The sequence below is a fragment of the Pseudomonas sp. A-R-19 genome (assembly GCF_019956575.1).
Classification (GTDB): domain Bacteria; phylum Pseudomonadota; class Gammaproteobacteria; order Pseudomonadales; family Pseudomonadaceae; genus Aquipseudomonas.
Genome location: NZ_JAHBDR010000045.1, coordinates 58,191 through 78,816, shown reverse-complemented (window position 1 = coordinate 78,816; position 20,626 = coordinate 58,191). Strand labels below are relative to the sequence as shown.

Below are 20,626 nucleotides of genomic sequence, written 5' to 3'. Positions count from 1 at the left end.
TGTATGATTTGGTCACGACCGTCGCAGGATGATGTTTTTCCATGAACCAACCCGAACAATGGCCCGATAGAAGCGAGGCTCCCGAGAAGCGCACCATGGCGTCGCAGCTGGAGGTGCGTGTTCGCCAGGACATCATCAACGGGCGGCTGATGCCCGGCAGTCGATTGCGGCTCAAGGAGCTGGCGGACTTCTATGACGCCGGGGTGATTCCGTTGCGCGAGGCGCTATCGCGATTGGCGGCGACGGGATTCGTCGATGCCGAGGACCAGAAAGGCTTCAGTGTCGGCCGCATTTCCGCTCAGGAGATCCGTGACATCACGGACACGCGACTGCACATCGAGTGCAGGGCGCTGGCCTTGTCGATCAGTCAGGGCGATGTGGAGTGGGAGAGCAGGGTGATCGCCGCGCATCATCGCCTGGATCGTTTGCCCGTCATCGAGGGGGCGGAGCGTCTGCTTAAACCTGAGTGGGAACTCGCCCACGACGCCTTTCACAAAGCGCTATTGTCCAGCTGCGGTTCATCCTGGCTGTTGCGTTTTGCCGCAACGCTGCGCGACCAGACGGCGCGTTATCGTTTACTCGCCATGCATTACGCCGACAGTGATTCACGCGACGTAAGGGGAGAGCACAAGAGCCTGCTTGACGCGGCTTTGAGCAAGGACATCAAGGCGGCCTGTGAGATTCTTTCTGCACACTATGAAGAAACCACTCAGCGGGTCCTGAGCCATGAGTTGCTTCAGGGCAGCGCGGGTTCGGCAGTGAAAAACCGAAAGATCTCCTAGCGCTCCAGCGGCAACAACCCTTTGATGAAAATGGAGATGGTCTCTGTGATCAGGTGCTCCCTTTCCGATTTCGAAGGGCACTTGCCAAGCCCGAGCAGGCAACGCAATTGCAGGTCGCCTGTCAGCGCATCGAGGAAAATCTTCGCGCGGGTATGGGCGTTGCCTGGCGTGATCAGCCCGGCTTCTTCAGCCCATTTGAAGTACTCGGCCAGGCAGTTGTAAGCCGTCGCCGGTGCAGCGTCAAAGAACGACTGCGCCGCCTCCGGAGCACGTAGCGCTTCGGCAACAATCAGGCGGTGCAGGGCGATGGTGCGAGGCGATAGCACAACATCCAGGAAGATCTTCGCAATGCTCGACAGTGCTTCCTGCAAGGGCTGTTGCTTGAGATCCATGTGGGTGAGGGGGCTGACGTTCTCCGCACAGAGCTGCTCGATAATCGCCGAAAACAATCCCTCCTTGCCGCCAAAGTAGCTATAGATCGTGCGCTTTGATCCGCCGGTTTTCGCAATAAGCCCGTCGACACTGACCCCGGAGTAGCCGTCCGTGAGGAACATGTCGGTCGCTATTTTAAGAATGCCTTGACGCTTTGCTGCCTGTTTGGGGGTAGGGGATTCCATGTGGCTCGGGTATTCCTGAAAAGTACGCTGCGAAGTTCGCCATAGCCTACGCCGCTCCAGGTATGCCTTCCAGCCGCACAGGCATCCATCGTGCGCATGAGTCAGCCAAAAAAATTTATAAAAAAGCGGGGCAGCACTCTTGACCAGTCTTTCGTTTGGGTGCACCTTTCGTCAGAAGGGTACGGTAACGTACCGTACCATTACGAAAATACATAAGAACAATAGAGGTACAGATCATGCGTTTTGTACAATTCGTAGAAGGCACTTCCAAAGGCCTGGGTATTGAGCAAGCGGGCATTCTGCGCGGCTTGAACGAAAACGAAGCCGGCTACCCGGGCTCGCTCCATGATCTGCTCGCGGCAGGCGAGGGCGCATTGAAAGCCGCCCATGAGCGCTTGAGCGATGCGCGTTTGCTTGATCCCTCGAACATACGTTACCTGCCACCCCTCGAACGTCCGGGCAAGATAGTCTGTGTCGGCCTGAACTATGCCGATCACACCAAGGAAAGCCCGTACGAGCAGCCTTCCTACCCAACGTTTTTTCCTCGCTTCGCCTCGAGCCTGATTGGCCATGGCGAACCCATCATTCGTCCCCGTATCTCCGAGCAACTGGATTTCGAAGGTGAGCTGGCGGTCGTCATCGGTACCGGTGGCCGACACATCGCCAAGGATCGTGCTCTGGAACATGTTGCGGGTTATGCGATCTTCAACGAAGCCTCGATCCGTGATTACCAGTTCAAATCGCCGCAATGGACGATTGGCAAGAACTTCGATGCCACCGGTGCGTTTGGCCCGACCTTCGTCAGTGCCGACGAACTGCCGCCAGGGGCAAGCGGCCTGAATCTGGTGACGCGCCTCAATGGGGCAATCGTGCAGCAGGGCAACACCGCCGACATGGTCTTCAGCGTCGTCGACCTGATTTCCATCCTCAGTGAAGCGGTCACCCTGGAGCCCGGTGACGTCATTGTCACCGGTACGCCTGCGGGAATCGGCTGGGCGCGTCGTCCGCCACTGTTCATGAAACCTGGCGATCTTTGCACCGTAGAGATCGAAGGGCTCGGCACGCTGAGCAATCTGATCGCCGACGAACAGTCACCGGCCTGAAGCCAAGCGTCAGCCTTACTTTCGAGATAGCGGAGTAACCGCCCCGACTGGGTCGACCGCTGATTCTCCGATTCATGGTGGCCACCTTTCTTGCGAATTGCTTTGCAGTTCACGGACCCGGCTGCCTTGATTTTTGCTGACGGCCCGTTTTTAGAGACAGCACTCTGGAAGCGGCCGTGGAGGAACTATCGTGTTGCAGATAAAAGACATCAACCACGTCGTCTACCGTCATCCCGATCTCGCGGTGATCGAACGCTTCCTGACTGATTTCGGTCTGGTCGTCATGCACCGGACCGAACAGCGGCTTTACCTGCGTGGCGCTTGTTCGCTGCCCTATGTGTACATCGCCGAGAAATCCGAACACAGCAGCTTTGGCGCCATTGCGTTCGCCGTTGAAAGTCTCGACGACCTGCACCAGGCCACACAGCTGCCGGGTGCATCAGCCGTCCACACACTGGATGGCCCCGGAGGTGGGCAATGCGTCGTGCTGCACGACCCGTCCGGCCGCCGGATCGAGTTGGTCCACGGCATTGAGCCGGTGGGTTCGTTAAACCTGCGCGCGGCGTTGACCCTCAACTCGGCGCAAGAGAAACAGCGCTTCGGCGATGTGCAACGGCCCAATAAAGGCGCCGCGCAAGTGTTGCGTCTCGGCCATGCGGCAATCGGCGTGCAAGACATGGTCGCGCACCTGGACTGGTACAAGCAGGTGCTTGGCATGCTGCCCTCCGATCTGGTGGTTGAAGAACCCAATCGGGACTGCCCGGCAGCGGCCTTCCTGCGATTGAATCGTGGGAGTGCATGGACCGACCATCACACCATTGCACTGTTCCAGGCGGAAAAGGACTTTGTCCATCACGTGTCCTACGAGGTTCAAGACTTCGACGCGCAGTGCCTGGGACATGCCTGGATGACCCAGCAAGGCTGGTCGCCATTTTGGGGGGTTGGCCGGCATGTGTTGGGCAGCCAGATCTTCGATTACTGGAGTGACCCGTCCGGCAACCTCATCGAGCATTTCACCGACGGCGACTTGTTCAATCAGGACTCACCATCGGGCTTCACCCAAGCCTGCGACGACAGTCTCTATCAGTGGGGCCCGCCCATGTCGGTGGAGTATTTCCTGGGCGGTAAATGCCAAGCGCAGGACACCGCTCCCCGGCCTGCGGCGTCCCGCCAGCGGCGCAGTTGATCAATCCCGACAGGACAGATGCCATGAGCAAAGCAATGACAGAACAGGGACTTGACCTGCTGTTTCGGCAGGCCCGAAGCCAGAACGGCTGGCTCGATCAGCCCGTGAGCGATGACACGCTCAAAGCACTCTACGACCTGGTGCGCTGGGGGCCGACCAGCGCCAACGGTTGCCCGGCACGTATCGTATTTTTGCGCAGCGCCGAGTCCCGGCAACGCTTGCTGCCGGCACTGAGCGCCGGCAATGTTGAAAAGACGTTGAGTGCGCCGGTGACCGCCATCATCGGTTATGACACACGCTTCCACGAGCAATTGCCCAAGCTGTTTCCACACAACCCCGGCGTGCGTGAATGGTTCGCCGGCCAGCCGGAATTGATCGAGTCCACGGCGCTACGCAACAGTTCGATGCAAGGCGGCTACTTCATCCTCGCGGCGCGCGCCATGGGGCTGGACTGCGGGCCGATGTCCGGCTTCGACCATGACCAGGTCGACAGGGCATTCTTCGCCGCCGATAACGGTCAGGCAGCCAGCTTCCCGGGCATGCAGGTCAAGTCGAACTTCCTCTGCAACCTCGGTTATGGCGACCCCGCCAAGCTGTTTTCGCGAAGCCCTCGCCTGGGTTTCGAGGAGGCCTGCACGCTGCTGTAACTCTCCACCCACCCTGTAAACAAGCAAATCCTCCAGCCTGACTGATTGCGCGCGACGGCTCATCGCGCCCGATCTATCGGACTGGCAAAACAACAACAAAAACAAGGAAAACCACGATGAAATCCATTTCGAAATGGCATGTGCTTGTCGGTGGTTTCCTGGCGTATCTGTTCGATGCCATGGAAATCATCCTGCTGACCATCGCGCTGCCGGTGATCCGTCAGGATCTCGGCCTGAGCTTTAACGAGGCCGGTATGCTCGCTTCGGCGACACTGCTGGGTATCGGTTTCAGCAGCATCACCACCGGCTGGTACTCGGATAACTTTGGTCGACGCAAGGCACTGCTCCTGTCGCTGATCGTGTTTGGGGTACTGACCACTCTGGTTGCAATGACTCACAGTTGGGCGTTGCTCCTGCTGCTTCGCTTCCTTTCCGGATTAGGGCTGGGGGGTGTCTGGGGAATTGTCTCGGCCTATGTGACGGAGACCTGGCCTGCGCATCAGCGTGCAAGAGCGACCGGCTTCGTGCTGAGTTCCTTCCCGATCGGTGCCGCCATCGCGGCAATGGCCGCGGCAAGCTACCTGCCGGACTGGAAGACGCTGTTTATGGTGGCGGGTATCTCGACGCTGATCCCTGTGGCGTACCTCTTTTTCTTTGTGCCTGAATCCCGGGAATGGCAAGAGCAGCAAGCCAGGAACCTTGCCAACCCCAAACTGCATAGGCGCGTCTCGGTCAGCGAAATCTTTTCCCCTGAACTGCTGCGGCTTACCCTGTTGGGTACCCTGGCAGCCAGTTGCGCAGTCATCGGCTTCTGGGGCGCGAGCACCTGGTTGCCGACTTACCTGGTGCAGGAGCGGGGCCTGAACATCGGCATGATGGCCACCTTCATGGCGATCATGAACATCGGCGCTTTCATCGGGATCAATGCGTTCGGCTTCATTGCCGACCACATCGGCAAAAGAAACGCTACGTTGCTTTCGCTGCTGGGCAGTGCCGTCATGCTGTCGATTTATGCGCTGACCACACAGAACGCCATCCTGTTCTGGCTGGGGCCGGTCTATGCCTTCTTCTATGCCTTTGCCAGCCTGTTCGCGTCCTACTTCAGCGCCCTTTACCCCACATGGGTACGCACGATTGGTGCCGGCTTCTGCTTCAACTTCGGCCGCGGCCTGGCGGCATTTGCGCCCTTACTGCTGAGTGGTATTGCCACCAGTTACAGCCTGGCATTGGGGCTGCTGGTCTGCGCAGGCTTCTTTGCCCTTGGCACGATCACCATGTTCTTCATGCCTCATGCGCAAATCCCCCAGGCAAATCCAGCACAGGGTGCGCCACTGGAAACCAGTCATTCGTAGTCGAGCTTCCTCATCCGGTTGTTCCGCTTTTGTGCGTACGCGCGATCAACTGCCAAGCACGGAGTTTTATGCATGTTAGAGCCACAGGTAAAGCAACACATCGAAGCACTTGAAGCGCGCCGTCGTCAGGCAATGATCGACCTGGACATGGACTTTCTGGAAGGCATCTATACCGACGATCTCACCTACAGCCACTCCGATGGCAAGAGCGATAGCAAGAAAGGGTATCTCCAGGGGATGCGCGCAGGGATCTGGATTTATCGAAGTTTCGAAAGCCGGCAAGAGCACATTCGTAGGGTGGGGGCCTGCGCCGTGATCACCGGGTTGATCGACATGGATGTGATCATTCGCGGTGAGCCCATGTTGTTGAACTCGCGCTATATCAGCGTCTGGAGAGAAGGGGACGCTGGCTGGCAAATGATGGCCTGGCAGTCCACTCGATATTCCAAAGCTTGACGTTGGTTTGAACGCGCAGCTGTTTCACCGTCTGCGCCCCACAGTTTTCAGTCACTGACAGTGCATTCGATCGTTTGATCCCGGGCGTTATGGCTAAGCGGGCAGGGCACGCTCATGCCTGAAACCCATAACCCTGGAAGCACTTTTCATGCGGCCAATCCACGGCCGAACTCATTGGAATCTTGACCATGTACGTACAACAACTACAAAAAACGTATCTCAAGGCACTACTGGCTGCTGGCGCAATGAGCCTGGCCACGACCAGCGCAAACGCCAGGGAATGGAGCGATACCTTTGTCGGGTTTCGCTATGGTACCGACTTCACCGAACCCAGCGTGCGGGGCAAGGTCCAGAAGGAAATTTACCAACTGGGCCATGTCAGCGGCAATGACACAGGCTCCAACTTCTTCAATTTGGACATCCTGAAGTCCGACAGTAATGACCCGAAGAAGGACAGTCACTCCGGCGCGACAGAAGCCTATCTGGTCTATCGCCATCAACTGTTTCTGAGCAAGGTCTTTGACCGATCAATGGCGTTCGGACCGGTCAAGGAAGTGGCGCTGAGCAGTGGGGTCGAACTCAACTACAAGAACACTGAGTTCGCGACCCGTAAGCGCATGCTGGTGGTGGGCCCGACACTCAAGTTCGATGTGCCCGGCTACCTGGATGTCAGCCTGCTTTACGCCATGGAATGGAACCATTGTGGGTTGAACGCTTGCCAGACCGAGAACATTCAATTCGATCCTTACTACGTACTGCACATGGTGTGGGGTTTCCCATTTCAGCTGGGCAGCGTGCCGCTTAAATTCCAGGGCTTCGCCAGCTACAAGACGCAAAAGGGCAAGGATTACTTTAAACAGGACACCGCCGAGGAAAGCCTCGTTCGGGCTTCGTTGATGGTCGATGTGGGGCAAATCACCTTCTGCAGCAAGAACAAACTGCTGATCGGGCCGGGTTACGAGTACTGGAAACACAAATATGGAGCGATCCATAAACCAGGTACCGACACCTACGCGCCGACAGTGCATCTTGAATGGCACTTCTGAACCGATAAGCATAGTGCTGGCGAACCCTGTTCAACGCGTTCGCTGACCAGGTAGCAACCGCTTCCTTTTTTGCTCCCATGGTGGGGAAGCGGATTTAGGCGCCCTGGTGGGGCGTTTTTTATTGTTAGTTCGTCGATGGCGCGGGAGGCCTGTTCGGCCTCTGTGACGACCCAAGATTGCCCAGTGATGTGGGGGGCGTACCCAACGGGTCTGCATTGCTGGTGAGCAAGAAGGCCTGGCAACGACAGCCGTCGAAATCTCGCTCCTTTTCGTCGCAGGAGCGGCAGTGTTCGGGCACGGTGCCAGCATTTTCACACTGTCTGGGCCCAAAGCTGACGCTCAGGAACAATCCCCATCTGCCTACGTCGGGATGATCTCCAACCGCAGCAGGAAACACTTCTTGCTAGAGAGGCGCAGCCCATTGACCTATTTGAAGAATCGGTCTGCAAAGATGTAGTCGTCGAGGCTCTCGGGAAGTAAGTTGCCTTGGCCTCGATGTTCACCTTGGATATAGCGCTTCATGGTCGATCCCTGCGATGAAATCCTCAGAAATCATAGCAAGGGTTCGCGAAGGCGTTTTTACACACTCTGGGCCGATTGCAAACGGTCCTGATGTAGATTTTGGTCTCTAACGGCCTTGTCGAAGGCCCACCCCCCCCATTGAGGGTAGCCACCGCAACCGTAGCGCTCAGTAAGCTATTGCTGATGCGCGGTATACGGATTTTTTGCGAACGGAGTGGCAATGAAAAACAATCAAAACCAACAAGCGCCCCCTGAGCGTCCGGGTATCGGCATGCCTCGCGTACTGCGTGCGCAGCAACCGGATCGCGAGGCCCGTGCGTTCTTGCGCCTGGCTAACATCTCCACCAGTCTGCATCCCGCGGAGGACTATTCGCTGCCCAGGCTGCGCCAGGGCTGGCGATTGGCGGCGCTTGCTCTGGGGCGCAATCCGCCGGTGAGATCAGTGACTGAACAAATGATCGACGGGCCGGGCGGCGCAATCGCTTTGCGCATCTTCAAACCGGACAATGCCACGCAACCGCAGCCTGCATTCATGTGGTTTTTCGGCGGTGGCTTCATCATTGGCGACCTGGATACAGCCGATGGGATCTGCCGCAGCATTGCTCTGGCGGCCAACTGCATAGTGATCGCCGTGCGCTATCGTCTGGCGCCGGAACACAATTTGTCTGCGGGCCGTGCTGATGCGCTCGCCGCGCTTGAGTGGGTGGCTAAAAATGGCAAACAACTAGGGATCGATACGACTCGCCTGGCGATCGGCGGCGATTCTGCAGGGGGCAATCTCTGTGCGGCTGTCGCCCAGGAAAGTCTGCGTCGCGGCGGCCCGGTACTGAGTCTGCAAGTGCTGGTTTACCCGGCGACCGAGTTGGTGGATAGATTCCCTTCCTATGTGGAGAACGCTTACGGGCGTACGCTTCTGACCGATCATGCGGTGCAATGGATCGAGCGAACCCTGGCCCCTTCGCTCGACACACTGGACTTGCTCGACCCTTGGTATTCGCCACGCCGCAACCCCGATATGCACGACCTGGCGCCGGCCGTTATCGTCAGTGCCGGTTTCGACCCGATCCGCGACGATGGCCTGGACTATGCCGCGCGCTTGCGCGCCGATGATGTGCCGGTGGAACTGTTGCACTACAGGGGCCAGTTCCATGGGTTCCTCAATTTCGATTCGGTCAACGGTGCCAGCCGCGATGCGCTGCAGCGCATCGGCGATGCACTGAAGGGTGCATTCGCGCGGCAACCGGCTGCGGACCGGACAATTGAAATCGCCGACAGACTGCCACGCAAGCACTCGCGTCTGCGTTGCACTGCCGATGAACTGGCGATTTCTACGCTGACCACCTGGGTCGTGACCGAACGGTGGGGCATCGTCTTGTTACGCCTGCTGTCGCCAAAGGCGAGCAAAGTCTGCGGCCTGTTGATCAAACCCTGGTTCTTGCCCACCGCCATGTTGCGGCGCAAAGCCATTTCCGGTCTTGATCGAATGGCCGCGCGGCAAACCTGGCCAACAGAAAAAAACTGCACTGTGAATCCTTGATCGAGGAATACGTCATGGCATTACCTGATCCGTTCAAACTGTATCGTGAAGCTATCACCCGGTTCGAAAACGGCGTCAATGCCTTGGCCGCACGTCATTTGGACTCAAAGGAAGTGGGCCTCGTAATCGACCAATATGCGCGGGTCTCGCTCGGCTTGCAGCACCTGTCGCAGACATCGCTCGAGCGTCTGTACAAGCATCTGGACGTTCCCAGCCGCGGCGAAGTCGACGCCCTTGCCGCCTCACTGCGGCGGGTCGAGGACAAGCTCAACCAATTGCTTCCAGCTGCCGCCAGCACGCAAATTGCTCCTCGCCCGCCACGCACGCGACGTCCACGAGCCGAACCATTACCGGCATCCCGCAAAGCGGCCTCCAAAAGAGAAAGAAAGGAGGGGAACGAAGATGCCTCGGCCAAATGACAACAAGGTCTGCGACTTGCCGTTGGCTAACAGGCTGCGCTCCGAGCTCAGCATGATGGTCAAGCGGGGTCTCAAGGGTCTCGAGTATCTCGGCACGCCGCCGCCGGCCGTAGGCCTGTCGCCCAAGACCCTGCTGCACCGTCGCGGCACCTTGTGCCTCTACCACTATCACGCCACAGCGGACGAGATTTACCGCGTGCCGCTGTTGTTCGTCATGGCGACGACCAGCAAGGCTGCCATCTTCGACCTGACAAAGGGACAGAGCCTGATCGAGTTTCTGCTCGCGCGGGGGTACGACGTCTATGTCATGGACTGGATTGCGCCGAGCCGGGAAGAGTCTCACCTGAAGCTCGAACACTATGTGCTCGACTTCATTCCCGATTGCATCCGCCGAGTACAAAAAGACACGGGCGTGGAAGACGTCACGCTGATCGGCTATTGCATGGGCGGTGTCCTAGCGACGCTTTACGCCGCACTGCATCCCGGTAGCCCGCTGAAAAACCTGGTCTGTTTCACCACGCCCATCGACTGGACGAAGATGCCCTTGGCCAAACAACGGCACATCAACATCGAGCGCTTGATCGATGCGACCGGCCTTGTTCCGCCAGAGACCATCATCAAGGCGATTGAGCTGCATCGCCCCGCAGGCCGAATTGCCGGCCAGGCTCGCCTTTGGGACAACATGTGGAACGACGATTACGTCAGGGGCTATCGCATGATGGCGCGTTTCAATGACGAGACCTTGCCGCTTCCCGGCGAGTACTTCCGGCAGCTTCATCTGGAGCTGGGGCAAAGAAACTCACTGTACGAAGGCGGCATGCGCATCGGTGGCCAGGAGGTTGATCTGAAGAATATCGAAGTCTCGCTGCTGCACGTCATCGCGCAATACGACTCCTTGGTGCCGCCGGACTGTGCGCAGCCCCTGGTGGCTCGCGTGGGTTCGCGTGACAAGGAAGAACTGATGCTGCCGGGCGGTCATGTCAGCCTGGTGGCGGGGCCGGCCGCGGTGAAGCGTATGTGGCCCAGGCTCGAGCAATGGTTGGGCGAGCGTTCAGTATGAAACCCCAAGGCAAGGGCAGCGCACGCGTGAAATTGTGAGGCGGATGCCTGCAGCTGGCCAGATTGTGGAGTGCGAGGGCGGGTAGGGGGGTAATTCCCCCCTTCAGGGAGTGGGGCGGTTGTGGTGCCGTGCGCCTAGTGTCTTGGATCGCAGCGAACAGCCTCCCTATAACAAAAGAGAACCCTGAGATGCCCGGACCTTTGGCAGGTGTGAAAGTAGTTGAAATGAATGCGATCGGTCCTGCGCCGTTCGCCGCCATGATGCTGGCGGACATGGGCGCGCAAGTCATTCGCGTCGACCGTCATACGGCCGGTTTTCTCAATGCCGATGGCAGCCTGCTCGGGCGCGGACGCCGCAGCATTGCGATTGATCCGCGTAAACCCGGCGCCACTGAAGTGTTGTTGCAACTGATCGACGGCGCCGACGTGTTGATCGAAGGCTTCCGCCCCGGCGTGATGGAGCGCCTTGGCCTGGGGCCGGAGGTCTGCCTTGAACGTAATCCGAGGTTGATCTACGGGCGCATGACCGGTTGGGGCCAGACGGGGCCACTGGCACATGCGGCAGGGCATGACCTGAATTACATCGCGCTGTCAGGCGTGCTCAACGCCATGGGCCATGCCGACCGGCCACCGACTCCGCCGCTGCATCTGGTGGGCGACATGGGGGGCGGGGCGATGTTTTTGGTCACAGGCATTCTGGCCGGGCTGTTCGAGGCGCAGAAATCCGGCCTGGGGCAGATCGTGGACGCCGCCATCTGTGACGGCGCGACGTTGCTCGGCAGCATGTATTACGACTGGCGCCATCAGGGGCAGTGGGACGACCAGCGCCAGAGCAACATGCTCGATGGCGGCGCGCCTTTCTATGGTTGCTACACCTGCGCCGACGGAAAATTCGTGTCTATTGGCAGCATCGAACCGCAGTTCTATCAATTGTTGCTGGAACTGTGTGGTATCGACGATGCGGATTTCAAGCAGCAATGGCAGAAGCAGGACTGGCCGGTGCTTCGCCAGAAGCTCGAGGCGCTGTTCATGACTCGAACCCGCGATGCCTGGAGCCAACTGCTGGAAGGTACGGATGTCTGCTTTGCCCCAGTGCTGGATTTCAGCGAAGCCTTTACCCACCCGCACAACCGCGCGCGTGGCCTGTTCATGGAAACCGCCGGCGTACTGCACCCGGCACCCGCTCCCCGCTTGAGTCGTACACCCGTGGAGGCGGGAAGGGTCGTAAAGAACGGCGAAAACACCCTCGAAATCCTTGAGCAACTCGGTTTCAGCAACGAGCAGATCGACGAACTGCGCAACGTCGGCGCGATTGTTTGAAAGGGCTGCCAATCACGCGATACAAAACTGTCGTCTTAAGTTCTCCCCCAATAGAGGATTCATGAAATGAGCACTTTTTCTGGCCAGGTGGCTCTGGTTACTGGTGCCGCTGCCGGTATTGGCCGCGCTACCGCGCAGGCTTTCGCCGCCGAAGGGCTCAACGTTGTAGTGGCCGACCTTGATGTGCAGGGCGGTGAAGGCACTTTGGGTTTGATTCGTGCGGCGGGCGGTGAGGCGACGTTCATTCGTTGTAATGTCTCCAAGGAAAACGAAGTCAAAGCAATGATGGAGCAAGTGGTCGCTACCTACGGTCGCTTGGATTACGCGTTCAACAATGCAGGCATCGAGATCGAGAATGGCAAGAAGCTGACCGAAGGCAGCGAAGCCGAGTTCGACGCCATTATGGGCGTCAACGTGAAAGGCGTGTGGTTGTGCATGAAGCATCAAATTCCGCTACTGCTAGCCCAGGGAGGCGGAGCGATCGTTAATACCGCATCGGTGGCCGGTCTGGGCGCCGCGCCGTTGATGAGCATCTACACGGGCTCCAAGCACGCGGTGGTCGGCCTGACCAAGGCGGCGGCGATCGAGTTCGCGAAGAAAAAAATCCGTGTCAACGCGGTATGCCCAGGTGTGATCGACACCGATATGTTCCGTCGTGCTTATGAGTCCGATCCCAAAAAAGGCGAGTTCGCCGCTGCCGTGCATCCAGTTGGCCGCTTCGGCAAGGTAGAGGAAATCGCTGCCGCCGTGTTGTATCTGTGCAGTGATGGCGCCGGCTTCACCACCGGCCAAGCATTGGCAGTAGATGGCGGCCTTACGGCAATCTGAGCCGACGGGGAAAAAGCGCCGAAAAAATTGCGTAAACGGATTACTTGCCTGGCCAGGTTCTGGTCTGCGGCGGCTGGGTGCCGTCTGGCATCCAATGTTTGCGAGCGGCCATGAGAGGTCGCCGCTTTCTTCATGCTCTTACGAGGCTGTGCAATGAGTCAGGATCATTTGAACGCGCCGACACGGCAATTGCTGCATACCCGCAATGTTACCTGTACCGGCTATCTTCGCAGCGATGGTTTATTCGACATTGAAGCCCGGTTGCTGGACACCAAGGGAATCGAGACACAGCTTTCCTACGGAATCATTCCGGCCGGCGGTGTGCTGCATCAGATGGTCATGATCATGACGGTAAATTCGCAACTGGAAATCCAGCACATCGAAGCGCGCTCCGAAGTTACACCCACTCCGCTCTGCGCAGAGATATCCGCGGCCTATGCGAAACTGAAGGGCATTCAGATCGGTCCCGGGTTGAAGAAGCAAGTGACCGAGCGGGTGGGCGGCATACAGGGCTGCACGCACCTGACTGAATTGCTTGGCCCCATGGCGACCACCGCGGTTCAGATCGTCGCGCCAGTTCTGCAGAGGGAGTTGCTCGAGCGTGCTGCCCGCGATCCTGGCTTCAAAATGCCTGAGCAAAGGATGATCGGCTCCTGCCACGCCTTTCAACCGGGCGGGGAACCCGCGCGCCGTCTTACCGAATGGCGCCCGCAAGTGCAGACCGGAAAGAATGTCGAGAGTGAATGAACAACTCGACCGGATTTGTCGATCCCGTGCACGCGACAGCCAAGCCCCCCTTCCGTGGGGGGGGAGGTCACACCGATCATTCTTCTACCGTGGCTGCCAGTGGGTTAGCCGAGCTGTTCTTTCCCACTTTCAGCCGAATGTGAGGAGTAGATCAGTGGACATTCAATTCACCCCTGCCGAATTGGCTTTCCGAGAGGAAGTGCGGGCATTTTTACGTGACAGATTGCCGGCCGATATCGCCGCGCGTGGCCGCCACGGCAAGCGTTTCAACAAAGAAGACCAGGTCACCTGGATGCGCCTGCTCAATGAGCGGGGATGGTTGGCCGCCAGTTGGCCTGTGGAGTATGGCGGTACGGGTTGGGGCGCGGTGGAGAAACACATTTTCGATGAGGAATGTTCTGCGTTCGGCGCCCCTTGGGTCGTGCCTTTTGGCGTCAACATGGTCGCCCCGGTGATCATCAAGTTCGGAACACCTGAACAAAAGGCGCGCTTCTTGCCACGAATTCTCAGCACCGAGGACTGGTGGTGCCAGGGCTATTCCGAGCCGGGCGCCGGTTCTGACCTGGCCGCTGTCAAGACCCGCGCCGTACGTGATGGCGACCACTACGTGGTCAATGGCCAGAAGACCTGGACCACCCTGGCCCATTATGCAGACTGGATCTTTTGCCTGGTGCGCACCGACCCTGAGGCCCAACAGCAGCGGGGCATCAGTTTCCTGTTGATCGACATGAAGTCCCCGGGCATCACCGTGCGCCCGATCATCACCCTCGATGGTGAGCATGAAGTCAACGAAGTGTTCTTCGACAACGTACGCGTGCCGGTGGAAAACCTGGTCGGCGAGGAGAACAAGGGCTGGACCTGCGCCAAGTACTTGCTCACCCACGAGCGCACCAGCATTGCCGGCATCGGCCAGGCCAAGCAGATGCTGGCGCGGCTCAAGCGCATCGCCAGCCAGGAACAGCGCGACGGCCTGCCATTGATCGATGACATCCAATTGCGCATGCAGATCGTCGAGCTGGAAATCCAACTGATGGCTATCGAAATGAGCAACCTGCGAATTGTTGCCGCTGCCCGAGACGACGGGGTGCCGGGCACTGAAAGCTCGTTCCTGAAGATCAAGGGCAGTGAAATTCGCCAGGCCATCACGTACCTGATGAGCAAGGTCCTGGGCCCCTATGCCATGCCCTTCGTGGAAGAGGAGCTGGGCTATGGCAAGCAGGCAGACCTGTACCGCGACTACAGCACCACGCCTGCCAGCCAATATCTGGATATGCGCAAGACTTCGGTCTACGGCGGTTCCAACGAAATCCAGAAGAACATCATCGCCAAGATGATTCTAGAGCTGTAAGGGGAATAGCGATCATGGACTTCAAACTATCCGAAGAGCAGCAAATGCTGCAGGACACCGCCGTTCGCCTGGTGCGTGATAACTACGCGTTCGAAGCGCGCGAACAATTCGCCAAGAGCGAACTGGGCTACAGCCTCGCCTTCTGGCGGCAGTTGGGGGAGTTGGGCCTGACCGCCGTGCCATTCGCCGAGGACTTGGGTGGCTTTGACGGCAGCGGCGTGGAGACGCTGCTGATCATGACCGAACTGGGGCGTGGGCTGTGTCTGGAACCCTACCTTCAGTCGGTCATCTTCGCCGGTGGTCTGCTGACCCAGTCAGGCACTGACGAGCAACGCAACGAATTGCTGCCGGCGGTTGCCAGCGGGCAATTGCAATTGGCAGTGGCCGTCGATGAGCCGACCAGCCATTACCAGTTGCACGATGTGCGCACCCGCGCCGAAGCCGAGGATGGAGGCTGGCGTCTCAACGGGCGTAAATCGGTGGTGGTCGCAGGGCATAGCGCCGGGTTGATTGTCGTATCTGCGCGAACAGCCGGTAACGATCGTGACGAAACCGGTATCAGCCTGTTCCTGCTCGATCCGCGTGCGCCGGGCGTCAGCCGCCGCGCCTACCCGACCATGGATGGCCGCAATGCGTGCGAGCTGTACCTGGACGACGTTTTCGTCAGTGCCGCCAGTGTGCTCGGTGAGCCCGGCCAGGCCTTGGCCGCTCTGAGCTATCAGCAAGGTCGCGCGCTGGCCGCGCAGTGCGCCGAAGCGGTGGGCAGCATGGAAGCGGTGTGCGACCTGACCCTCGATTATCTCAAGACCCGCCAGCAGTTCGGCCAGGTGATCGGCAAGTTCCAGGCGCTTCAACACCGCATGGTGGACATGCGCATCGAACTGGACCTAGCCACCTCCATGGCCATCCTTGCCGCGTGTGCAGCCGATGCACCAGACAGCGACGAGCGCAGCCGAACGCTGGCGGCCGCCAAGGTCTTGATCGTGCGCGCCGCTCGTTTTATCGCCGAACAGGGTATTCAGATGCACGGTGGCATCGGCTTGACCTGGGAATATGTGCTGTCCCATCACGCCAAGCACTTGCTGATGCTCAGCCATCAGTTCGGCAACGATGATCACCACCTCAAGGCCTACAGCCGGTTGCTGCAGGTCGACTGAGAAACGACGGCAATGTCCGTATTGATTTTCCCCTATCAGGGCCTTCGGGCCCTTTTTTTCGGGAAAAGCAGCCGTTACGGCTGAACCGTGTATCACCAAAAGGGGAAGAAATTGAGCCGTAGCATTTCCACACTGACGGGCATGGGTTGCAGACTTGATGGCGGCATGTTGTTCGGACATACGCCGCGCGTGCTCTGGGCCGACTGGATGAAGCCCGCTCCCGACAATACGGTAGAGATTTCTGCGCGGGTGCTGTTGGTGCAAGAGCAGGGCAAAAACATCCTGGTCATGGCCGGAGCCGAAAATCTTCTGGCGCCGCTTGCACGCACCTGCGGTTGCCAACCGCAGTCACCGGGTTTGCTGGAAAGCCTGGCGCGGCGCGGGTTGAAAGAAGCCGACATCGATGTGGTGGTATTGACTCACGTGCATGCGCACCTCTCCAAGGACATGAGTGAACGGGTCAGGGAAGGCGATATGCCGCGCCTGTTGTTCCCGCGAGCGCGGTATGTGTGTGGCGAGCAACATTGGCACCGCGCACGCCGCCCGCATCCGCGGGATCGGGAAATGTTCGTCGCCCCTTTGGTGCATGGGCTGGAGAGCAGCGGGCGTTTGACCCTGGTCGATACCACTCGATGTGAATCACTCGGCGATGACTGGTGTTTTCACATAAACGATGGATTTACGCCGGGTCAGCTGTTGCCGGAAATTCAGCTGCCAGGAGGTCCGGTGGTTTTCTGCGGTGACCTGATTCCCGGGACGCATTGGCTTGATCTTGAGGTGACCAGTGGCCGGGATCGCAACGCTGAGCGTGTGATCGACGAGAAGGAGCATCTGCTCGACCATCTGGTCGCTCAGGGTGGGCGCCTGTTCTTTGCTCGCGACCCGGAGGTGGCGATGGTCAAGGTTATGCGTGATCGCCGATCCCGCTATATCCCCTTTGATCACTACCGCACGTTGAACCGGTTCGAAGGCTAAAGGCCTTCAGCTTCGTTCGCACGCCCCCCCTCATCGCTTAATTTTCCATCCCCCCCTAATTCCCCCTCCAGCGGGTGGGCGAGATGACCGGTCCGGCTCTTAGGATCGAATCGTTCTAATCACAAAAACTACAAGAAAACATTTCGCACAATCGGAGTGCCGCATGACAAAAACAATAATGCAGGGTGGCTTTCGCCCCCAACTGCTGGCGGCTGCTGTTGCCATCGGCATGAGCACCCAAGCCAATGCCGTCAACTTCGAAATCGGGGAAATCAAGGGACAGTTCGATACTTCACTTTCGATGGGCGCCAGTTGGGCGCTGCGCGGGGGGGATCCTGATTTCATTTCCCCTTTTAACTCGCAAGGTGCGCGCGGCAATTCGTCGTCCCGGCTGTCTGACGACAATCGCTTGAACTTCAAGAAGGGCGAAACCTTCTCGAAGATATTCAAGGGTATCCATGACCTGGAATTGAAGTATGGCGACAGCGGCATCTTCGTTCGTGGCAAGTACTGGTACGACTTTGAACTGAAGGACGAACACCGGCCGTTTTATGACATCGACGACAGTGGTCGCAATGACATGGCCAAGGCTTCGGGTGCCGAATTCCTCGATGCCTTTGTCTATCACAGCTACAACATCGGCGAGCTGCCGGGCAACGTGCGCTTGGGCAAGCAGGTGGTGAGCTGGGGCGAGAGCACCTTCATCGGTAACAGCATCAACTCGATCAACCCGATCGATGTGGCCGCATTGCGTCGTCCCGGTGCCGAGGTCAAGGAAGGTCTGATTCCGGTCAACATGTTCTACATGTCTCAGAACATCACCGAGAATTTCAGTGCGGAAGCCTTCTATCAACTGGAATGGGAAAGCACGGTCGTTGACAATTGCGGCACCTTCTTCGGTGCCGACCCGCTGGCCAAAGGGTGCAACGATCGTCAGGTCGGCGCAGGGCTTGACCTCGCTCCGGGGCTGGCCAACAACACGGCCAACCCCCCCGGTTTCAACAACAACACCGACAATGCCTACACCCCGCGGGTAAAAGACAACGAGGCCCGTGACGGTGGCCAGTATGGCCTGGCCCTGCGCTGGTTCGTGCCGGAGCTTAACGACACCGAATTTGGTGCCTACGTAATGAACTATCACAGCCGCGGCCCTTACCTGAGCACGCTGCGTTCGACCGTGGCGTTCAATGCCGCCAACCCGATCCCGGCGCTGCGCGCTTCGCGCTATTTCGTCGACTATCCCGAAGACATTCGCCTGTATGGCCTGAGCTTCCAGACCAACGTTAACGGCACCTCGCTGGGTGGCGAAATCAGTTACCGGCCAAACATGCCCCTGCAGCTCAACAACACCGACCTGGCAGGTGCAACGACGGGTAACCCCACCGCGCTGTTGAATCGCGTTGGTTATGCGACCACAGCCCTGGGTGGTGAGATCAATGGTTACAAGCGCATGCCGGTGCTGCAAACGCAACTGTCGGCCACGCAGTTTTTCGAGCAGGTCATGGGGGCTAGCCGTCTGACCCTGGTGGGTGAGGTGGGCTACAACCGCATCAATGGCCTGGGCGAGGCTGATGGCACCGACCTGCGCTTCGGTCGCAGCGGGATATTCGGGGTTGGCGTTCAGCCTGGAGCAGCCAACGCTGCGTGCCTGAACACGACAAATAACCCGCAACAGGAATGCAACGACAAGGGCTTTTACACCACCAGCTCTTGGGGTTACCGCGCCCGCGCTCGTCTGGATTACCCGAACGTGTTTGCCGGCATCAACCTGGCACCCAACCTGGCCTGGTCGCATGACGTGGATGGCAACGGCCCGAACTTCGAGGAAGGGCTCAAGGCCGTCAGCCTCGGACTCGATGCCGACTTCAAAAACACCTACACGGCGAGCCTCAGTTACACCGATTTCTTTGGTGGTCATTTCAATACCAACGGTGACCGTGACTTCGTGGCGCTTAGCGTTGGCGTGAACTTCTAAACAGAAGAAAGACGAGAGAAACCAAGCATGAAAACAACAATGATGCATGTAGGCGCGCTGGCACTGACCCTGCTGGCCGGCCAGGTAATGGCCGCGGTCTCTCAGGAAGAGGCAGCAAAACTGGGTACGACGCTGACTCCGCTCGGCGCGCAGAAAGAAGGTAACGCCGATGGCAGCATTCCGGCCTGGACAGGCGGCCTGAGGCCTGGCGCGGCACCGGTCAGTCATCGGTTCCTGGGTGATCCGTTCAGCGCTGAAAAGCCACTCTTTACCATCACGCCTGCCAACGCCGAACAGTATAAGGACAAGCTTACCGCCGGCCAGTTGGCTATGTTCAAACGCTATCCCAATACGTACAAGATTCCGGTCTACAAGTCACACCGCACCGCTGCTTCGCCGAAGGAAATCTACGATGCGGCGAAAAAAAGTGCGTTAAACACTCAGCCGGTTGATGGTGGCAATGGCTTGAGCAACTTCAGCGATTCTCGCAGCTTCGCTTTCCCGATTCCCAAGAACGGCGTCGAAGTACTCTGGAACCACCTGACTCGCTATCGTGGTTTAAACCAGCGACGCCAGATGGTCCAGGCCACGCCGCAGGTTGATGGATCGTTCACCGTCGTCGAGTTCGAAGATGAAATGGCGTTCCCGCAATACATGACCGGTGACGACAAGGAGAGCACCGCAAACATCTTTGCCTACTACAAGCAACGCGTGACGGCCCCGGCACGCCTGGCCGGTAACGTCGTGCTACTGCATGAAACCATCGATCAGGTCAAGGAGCCGCGTCTGGCCTGGGTCTACAACGCCGGTCAGCGTCGTGTGCGACGTGCACCGCAGATTGCCTATGATGGGCCAGGTACCGCGTCGGACGGCATGCGCACTTCGGACAACGGCGACCTGTTCAATGGTGCTCCTGATCGCTACGACTGGAAATTGATCGGCAAGAAGGAGATGTACATTCCGTACAACAACTACCGCCTGGCTTCGCCCTCGCTGAAATACGCCGACATTCTCAAGCCCGGACACATCAATCAGGACCTGACCCGCTACGAGCTACACCGCGTGTGGGAAGTGGAGGGCACCCTGAAGCCGGGTGAGCGTCACATCTATGCCAAACGTCATATGTATTTTGACGAAGATACCTGGCAACTGGCCGAAGTCGACCATTACGACGGCCGTGGGCAGTTGTGGCGTGTCGCCGAAGGCATGGCCATGAACGACTATGAACAAGGCGTCGGGACCTACGCCGGCCAAGTGCTGTATGACCTAATCGCCGGTCGCTACCTGGCCTTTGCGCTGGGCAACGAATTCAAGGAAGGCATCGAGTACGGGGTCAAGCCGAACCTGGCTGAATTCACCCCGGCGGCCTTGCGCAATGCAGGCATTCGCTGATTCCGGACGTTGCAAACCCTCGCTCCCGCAGGAGGGTTTCCTGTAGGAGCGAGCGTGCTCGCGATGGTCGTTAACGATAACTCGTGCTGTCTGCTTCAGCGCAGCGCTCTTGAGTCCATCGCGAGCAGGCTCGCTCCTACAAAGTCCATCATTCTTCA

The 20,626-nt window shown here is 58.6% G+C and carries 19 protein-coding genes; 18 read left to right on the top strand and 1 reads right to left on the bottom strand.

The features are described from left to right. The first annotated feature begins 41 nt into the window (after nt 1–41). Nucleotides 42–782 carry a GntR family transcriptional regulator gene (locus KGA88_RS10565; RefSeq protein ID WP_223590664.1) on the top strand — a complete coding sequence of 247 codons (741 nt, stop codon included), beginning with the start codon at nt 42–44 and terminating at the stop codon, nt 780–782. On the opposite strand, the gene KGA88_RS10560 is transcribed toward KGA88_RS10565, so the two are convergent. Beyond that, nucleotides 779–1,564 carry a TetR/AcrR family transcriptional regulator gene (locus KGA88_RS10560; RefSeq protein ID WP_223590657.1) on the bottom strand — a complete coding sequence of 262 codons (786 nt, stop codon included), beginning with the start codon at nt 1,562–1,564 and terminating at the stop codon, nt 779–781. The genes KGA88_RS10565 and KGA88_RS10560 overlap by 4 nt on opposite strands. A 71-nt stretch (nt 1,565–1,635) precedes the next feature. Between KGA88_RS10560 and KGA88_RS10555 the strand changes: the two genes are divergently transcribed. From KGA88_RS10555 to KGA88_RS10475, 17 genes are all read left to right on the top strand, one after another. Further along, nucleotides 1,636–2,502, top strand: a complete 867-nt coding sequence (locus KGA88_RS10555) for a fumarylacetoacetate hydrolase family protein (RefSeq protein WP_223590654.1) — start codon at nt 1,636–1,638, stop codon at nt 2,500–2,502. Between the two features lie 190 nt (nt 2,503–2,692). Next, a complete protein-coding gene (locus tag KGA88_RS10550) occupies nt 2,693–3,688 on the top strand; it encodes a 2,4,5-trihydroxytoluene oxygenase (RefSeq protein ID WP_223590651.1) in 996 nt (331 codons plus the stop codon). A gap of 23 nt (nt 3,689–3,711) precedes the next feature. After that, nucleotides 3,712–4,335 carry a malonic semialdehyde reductase gene (locus tag KGA88_RS10545; RefSeq protein ID WP_223590648.1) on the top strand — a complete coding sequence of 208 codons (624 nt, stop codon included), beginning with the start codon at nt 3,712–3,714 and terminating at the stop codon, nt 4,333–4,335. A gap of 116 nt (nt 4,336–4,451) precedes the next feature. Beyond that, nucleotides 4,452–5,687: an MFS transporter gene (locus tag KGA88_RS10540; RefSeq protein WP_223590645.1), complete on the top strand. Its 1,236-nt coding sequence runs from the start codon at nt 4,452–4,454 to the stop codon at nt 5,685–5,687. A gap of 72 nt (nt 5,688–5,759) precedes the next feature. Continuing rightward, the gene (locus KGA88_RS10535; RefSeq protein WP_077182781.1) at nt 5,760–6,143 is read left to right on the top strand and encodes a nuclear transport factor 2 family protein; all 384 of its coding nucleotides are present in this window, start codon (nt 5,760–5,762) and stop codon (nt 6,141–6,143) included. A 188-nt stretch (nt 6,144–6,331) separates the two neighbouring features. After that, nucleotides 6,332–7,189, top strand: coding sequence for a hypothetical protein (locus KGA88_RS10530; protein ID WP_223590642.1), 858 nt, complete (start codon nt 6,332–6,334; stop codon nt 7,187–7,189). 742 nt (nt 7,190–7,931) lie between these two features. Then, entirely contained in the window at nt 7,932–9,248 is a 1,317-nt protein-coding gene (locus tag KGA88_RS10525) for an alpha/beta hydrolase (RefSeq protein WP_223590639.1), read from the top strand. Between the two features lie 14 nt (nt 9,249–9,262). Beyond that, entirely contained in the window at nt 9,263–9,667 is a 405-nt protein-coding gene (locus KGA88_RS10520) for a hypothetical protein (RefSeq protein WP_077182785.1), read from the top strand. Between the two features lie 16 nt (nt 9,668–9,683). Next, complete coding sequence (locus KGA88_RS10515; protein ID WP_223590636.1) at nt 9,684–10,727, top strand: alpha/beta fold hydrolase; 1,044 nt, start codon at nt 9,684–9,686, stop codon at nt 10,725–10,727. 188 nt (nt 10,728–10,915) lie between these two features. Then, on the top strand, nt 10,916–12,046 hold the full coding sequence (locus KGA88_RS10510) for a CaiB/BaiF CoA transferase family protein (protein ID WP_223590634.1): 1,131 nt from the start codon (nt 10,916–10,918) through the stop codon (nt 12,044–12,046). 66 nt (nt 12,047–12,112) lie between these two features. Beyond that, nucleotides 12,113–12,874 (top strand): SDR family oxidoreductase, encoded by a 762-nt coding sequence (locus KGA88_RS10505; RefSeq protein WP_223590631.1) that lies wholly within the window; start codon nt 12,113–12,115, stop codon nt 12,872–12,874. Nucleotides 12,875–13,027: 153 nt separating this feature from the next. Next, a complete protein-coding gene (locus tag KGA88_RS10500) occupies nt 13,028–13,621 on the top strand; it encodes a DUF2889 domain-containing protein (protein WP_077182789.1) in 594 nt (197 codons plus the stop codon). 154 nt (nt 13,622–13,775) lie between these two features. Continuing rightward, nucleotides 13,776–14,969, top strand: coding sequence for an acyl-CoA dehydrogenase family protein (locus KGA88_RS10495; protein ID WP_077182790.1), 1,194 nt, complete (start codon nt 13,776–13,778; stop codon nt 14,967–14,969). A 14-nt stretch (nt 14,970–14,983) separates the two neighbouring features. Continuing rightward, nucleotides 14,984–16,126 (top strand): acyl-CoA dehydrogenase family protein, encoded by a 1,143-nt coding sequence (locus KGA88_RS10490; RefSeq protein WP_077182791.1) that lies wholly within the window; start codon nt 14,984–14,986, stop codon nt 16,124–16,126. 111 nt (nt 16,127–16,237) lie between these two features. Further along, entirely contained in the window at nt 16,238–17,101 is an 864-nt protein-coding gene (locus KGA88_RS10485; protein ID WP_223590628.1) for an MBL fold metallo-hydrolase, read from the top strand. 163 nt (nt 17,102–17,264) lie between these two features. Next, the gene (locus KGA88_RS10480; RefSeq protein WP_077182793.1) at nt 17,265–19,076 is read left to right on the top strand and encodes a DUF1302 domain-containing protein; all 1,812 of its coding nucleotides are present in this window, start codon (nt 17,265–17,267) and stop codon (nt 19,074–19,076) included. A gap of 27 nt (nt 19,077–19,103) precedes the next feature. Continuing rightward, the gene (locus KGA88_RS10475; RefSeq protein ID WP_077182794.1) at nt 19,104–20,468 is read left to right on the top strand and encodes a DUF1329 domain-containing protein; all 1,365 of its coding nucleotides are present in this window, start codon (nt 19,104–19,106) and stop codon (nt 20,466–20,468) included. Nucleotides 20,469–20,626 lie beyond the last annotated feature (158 nt).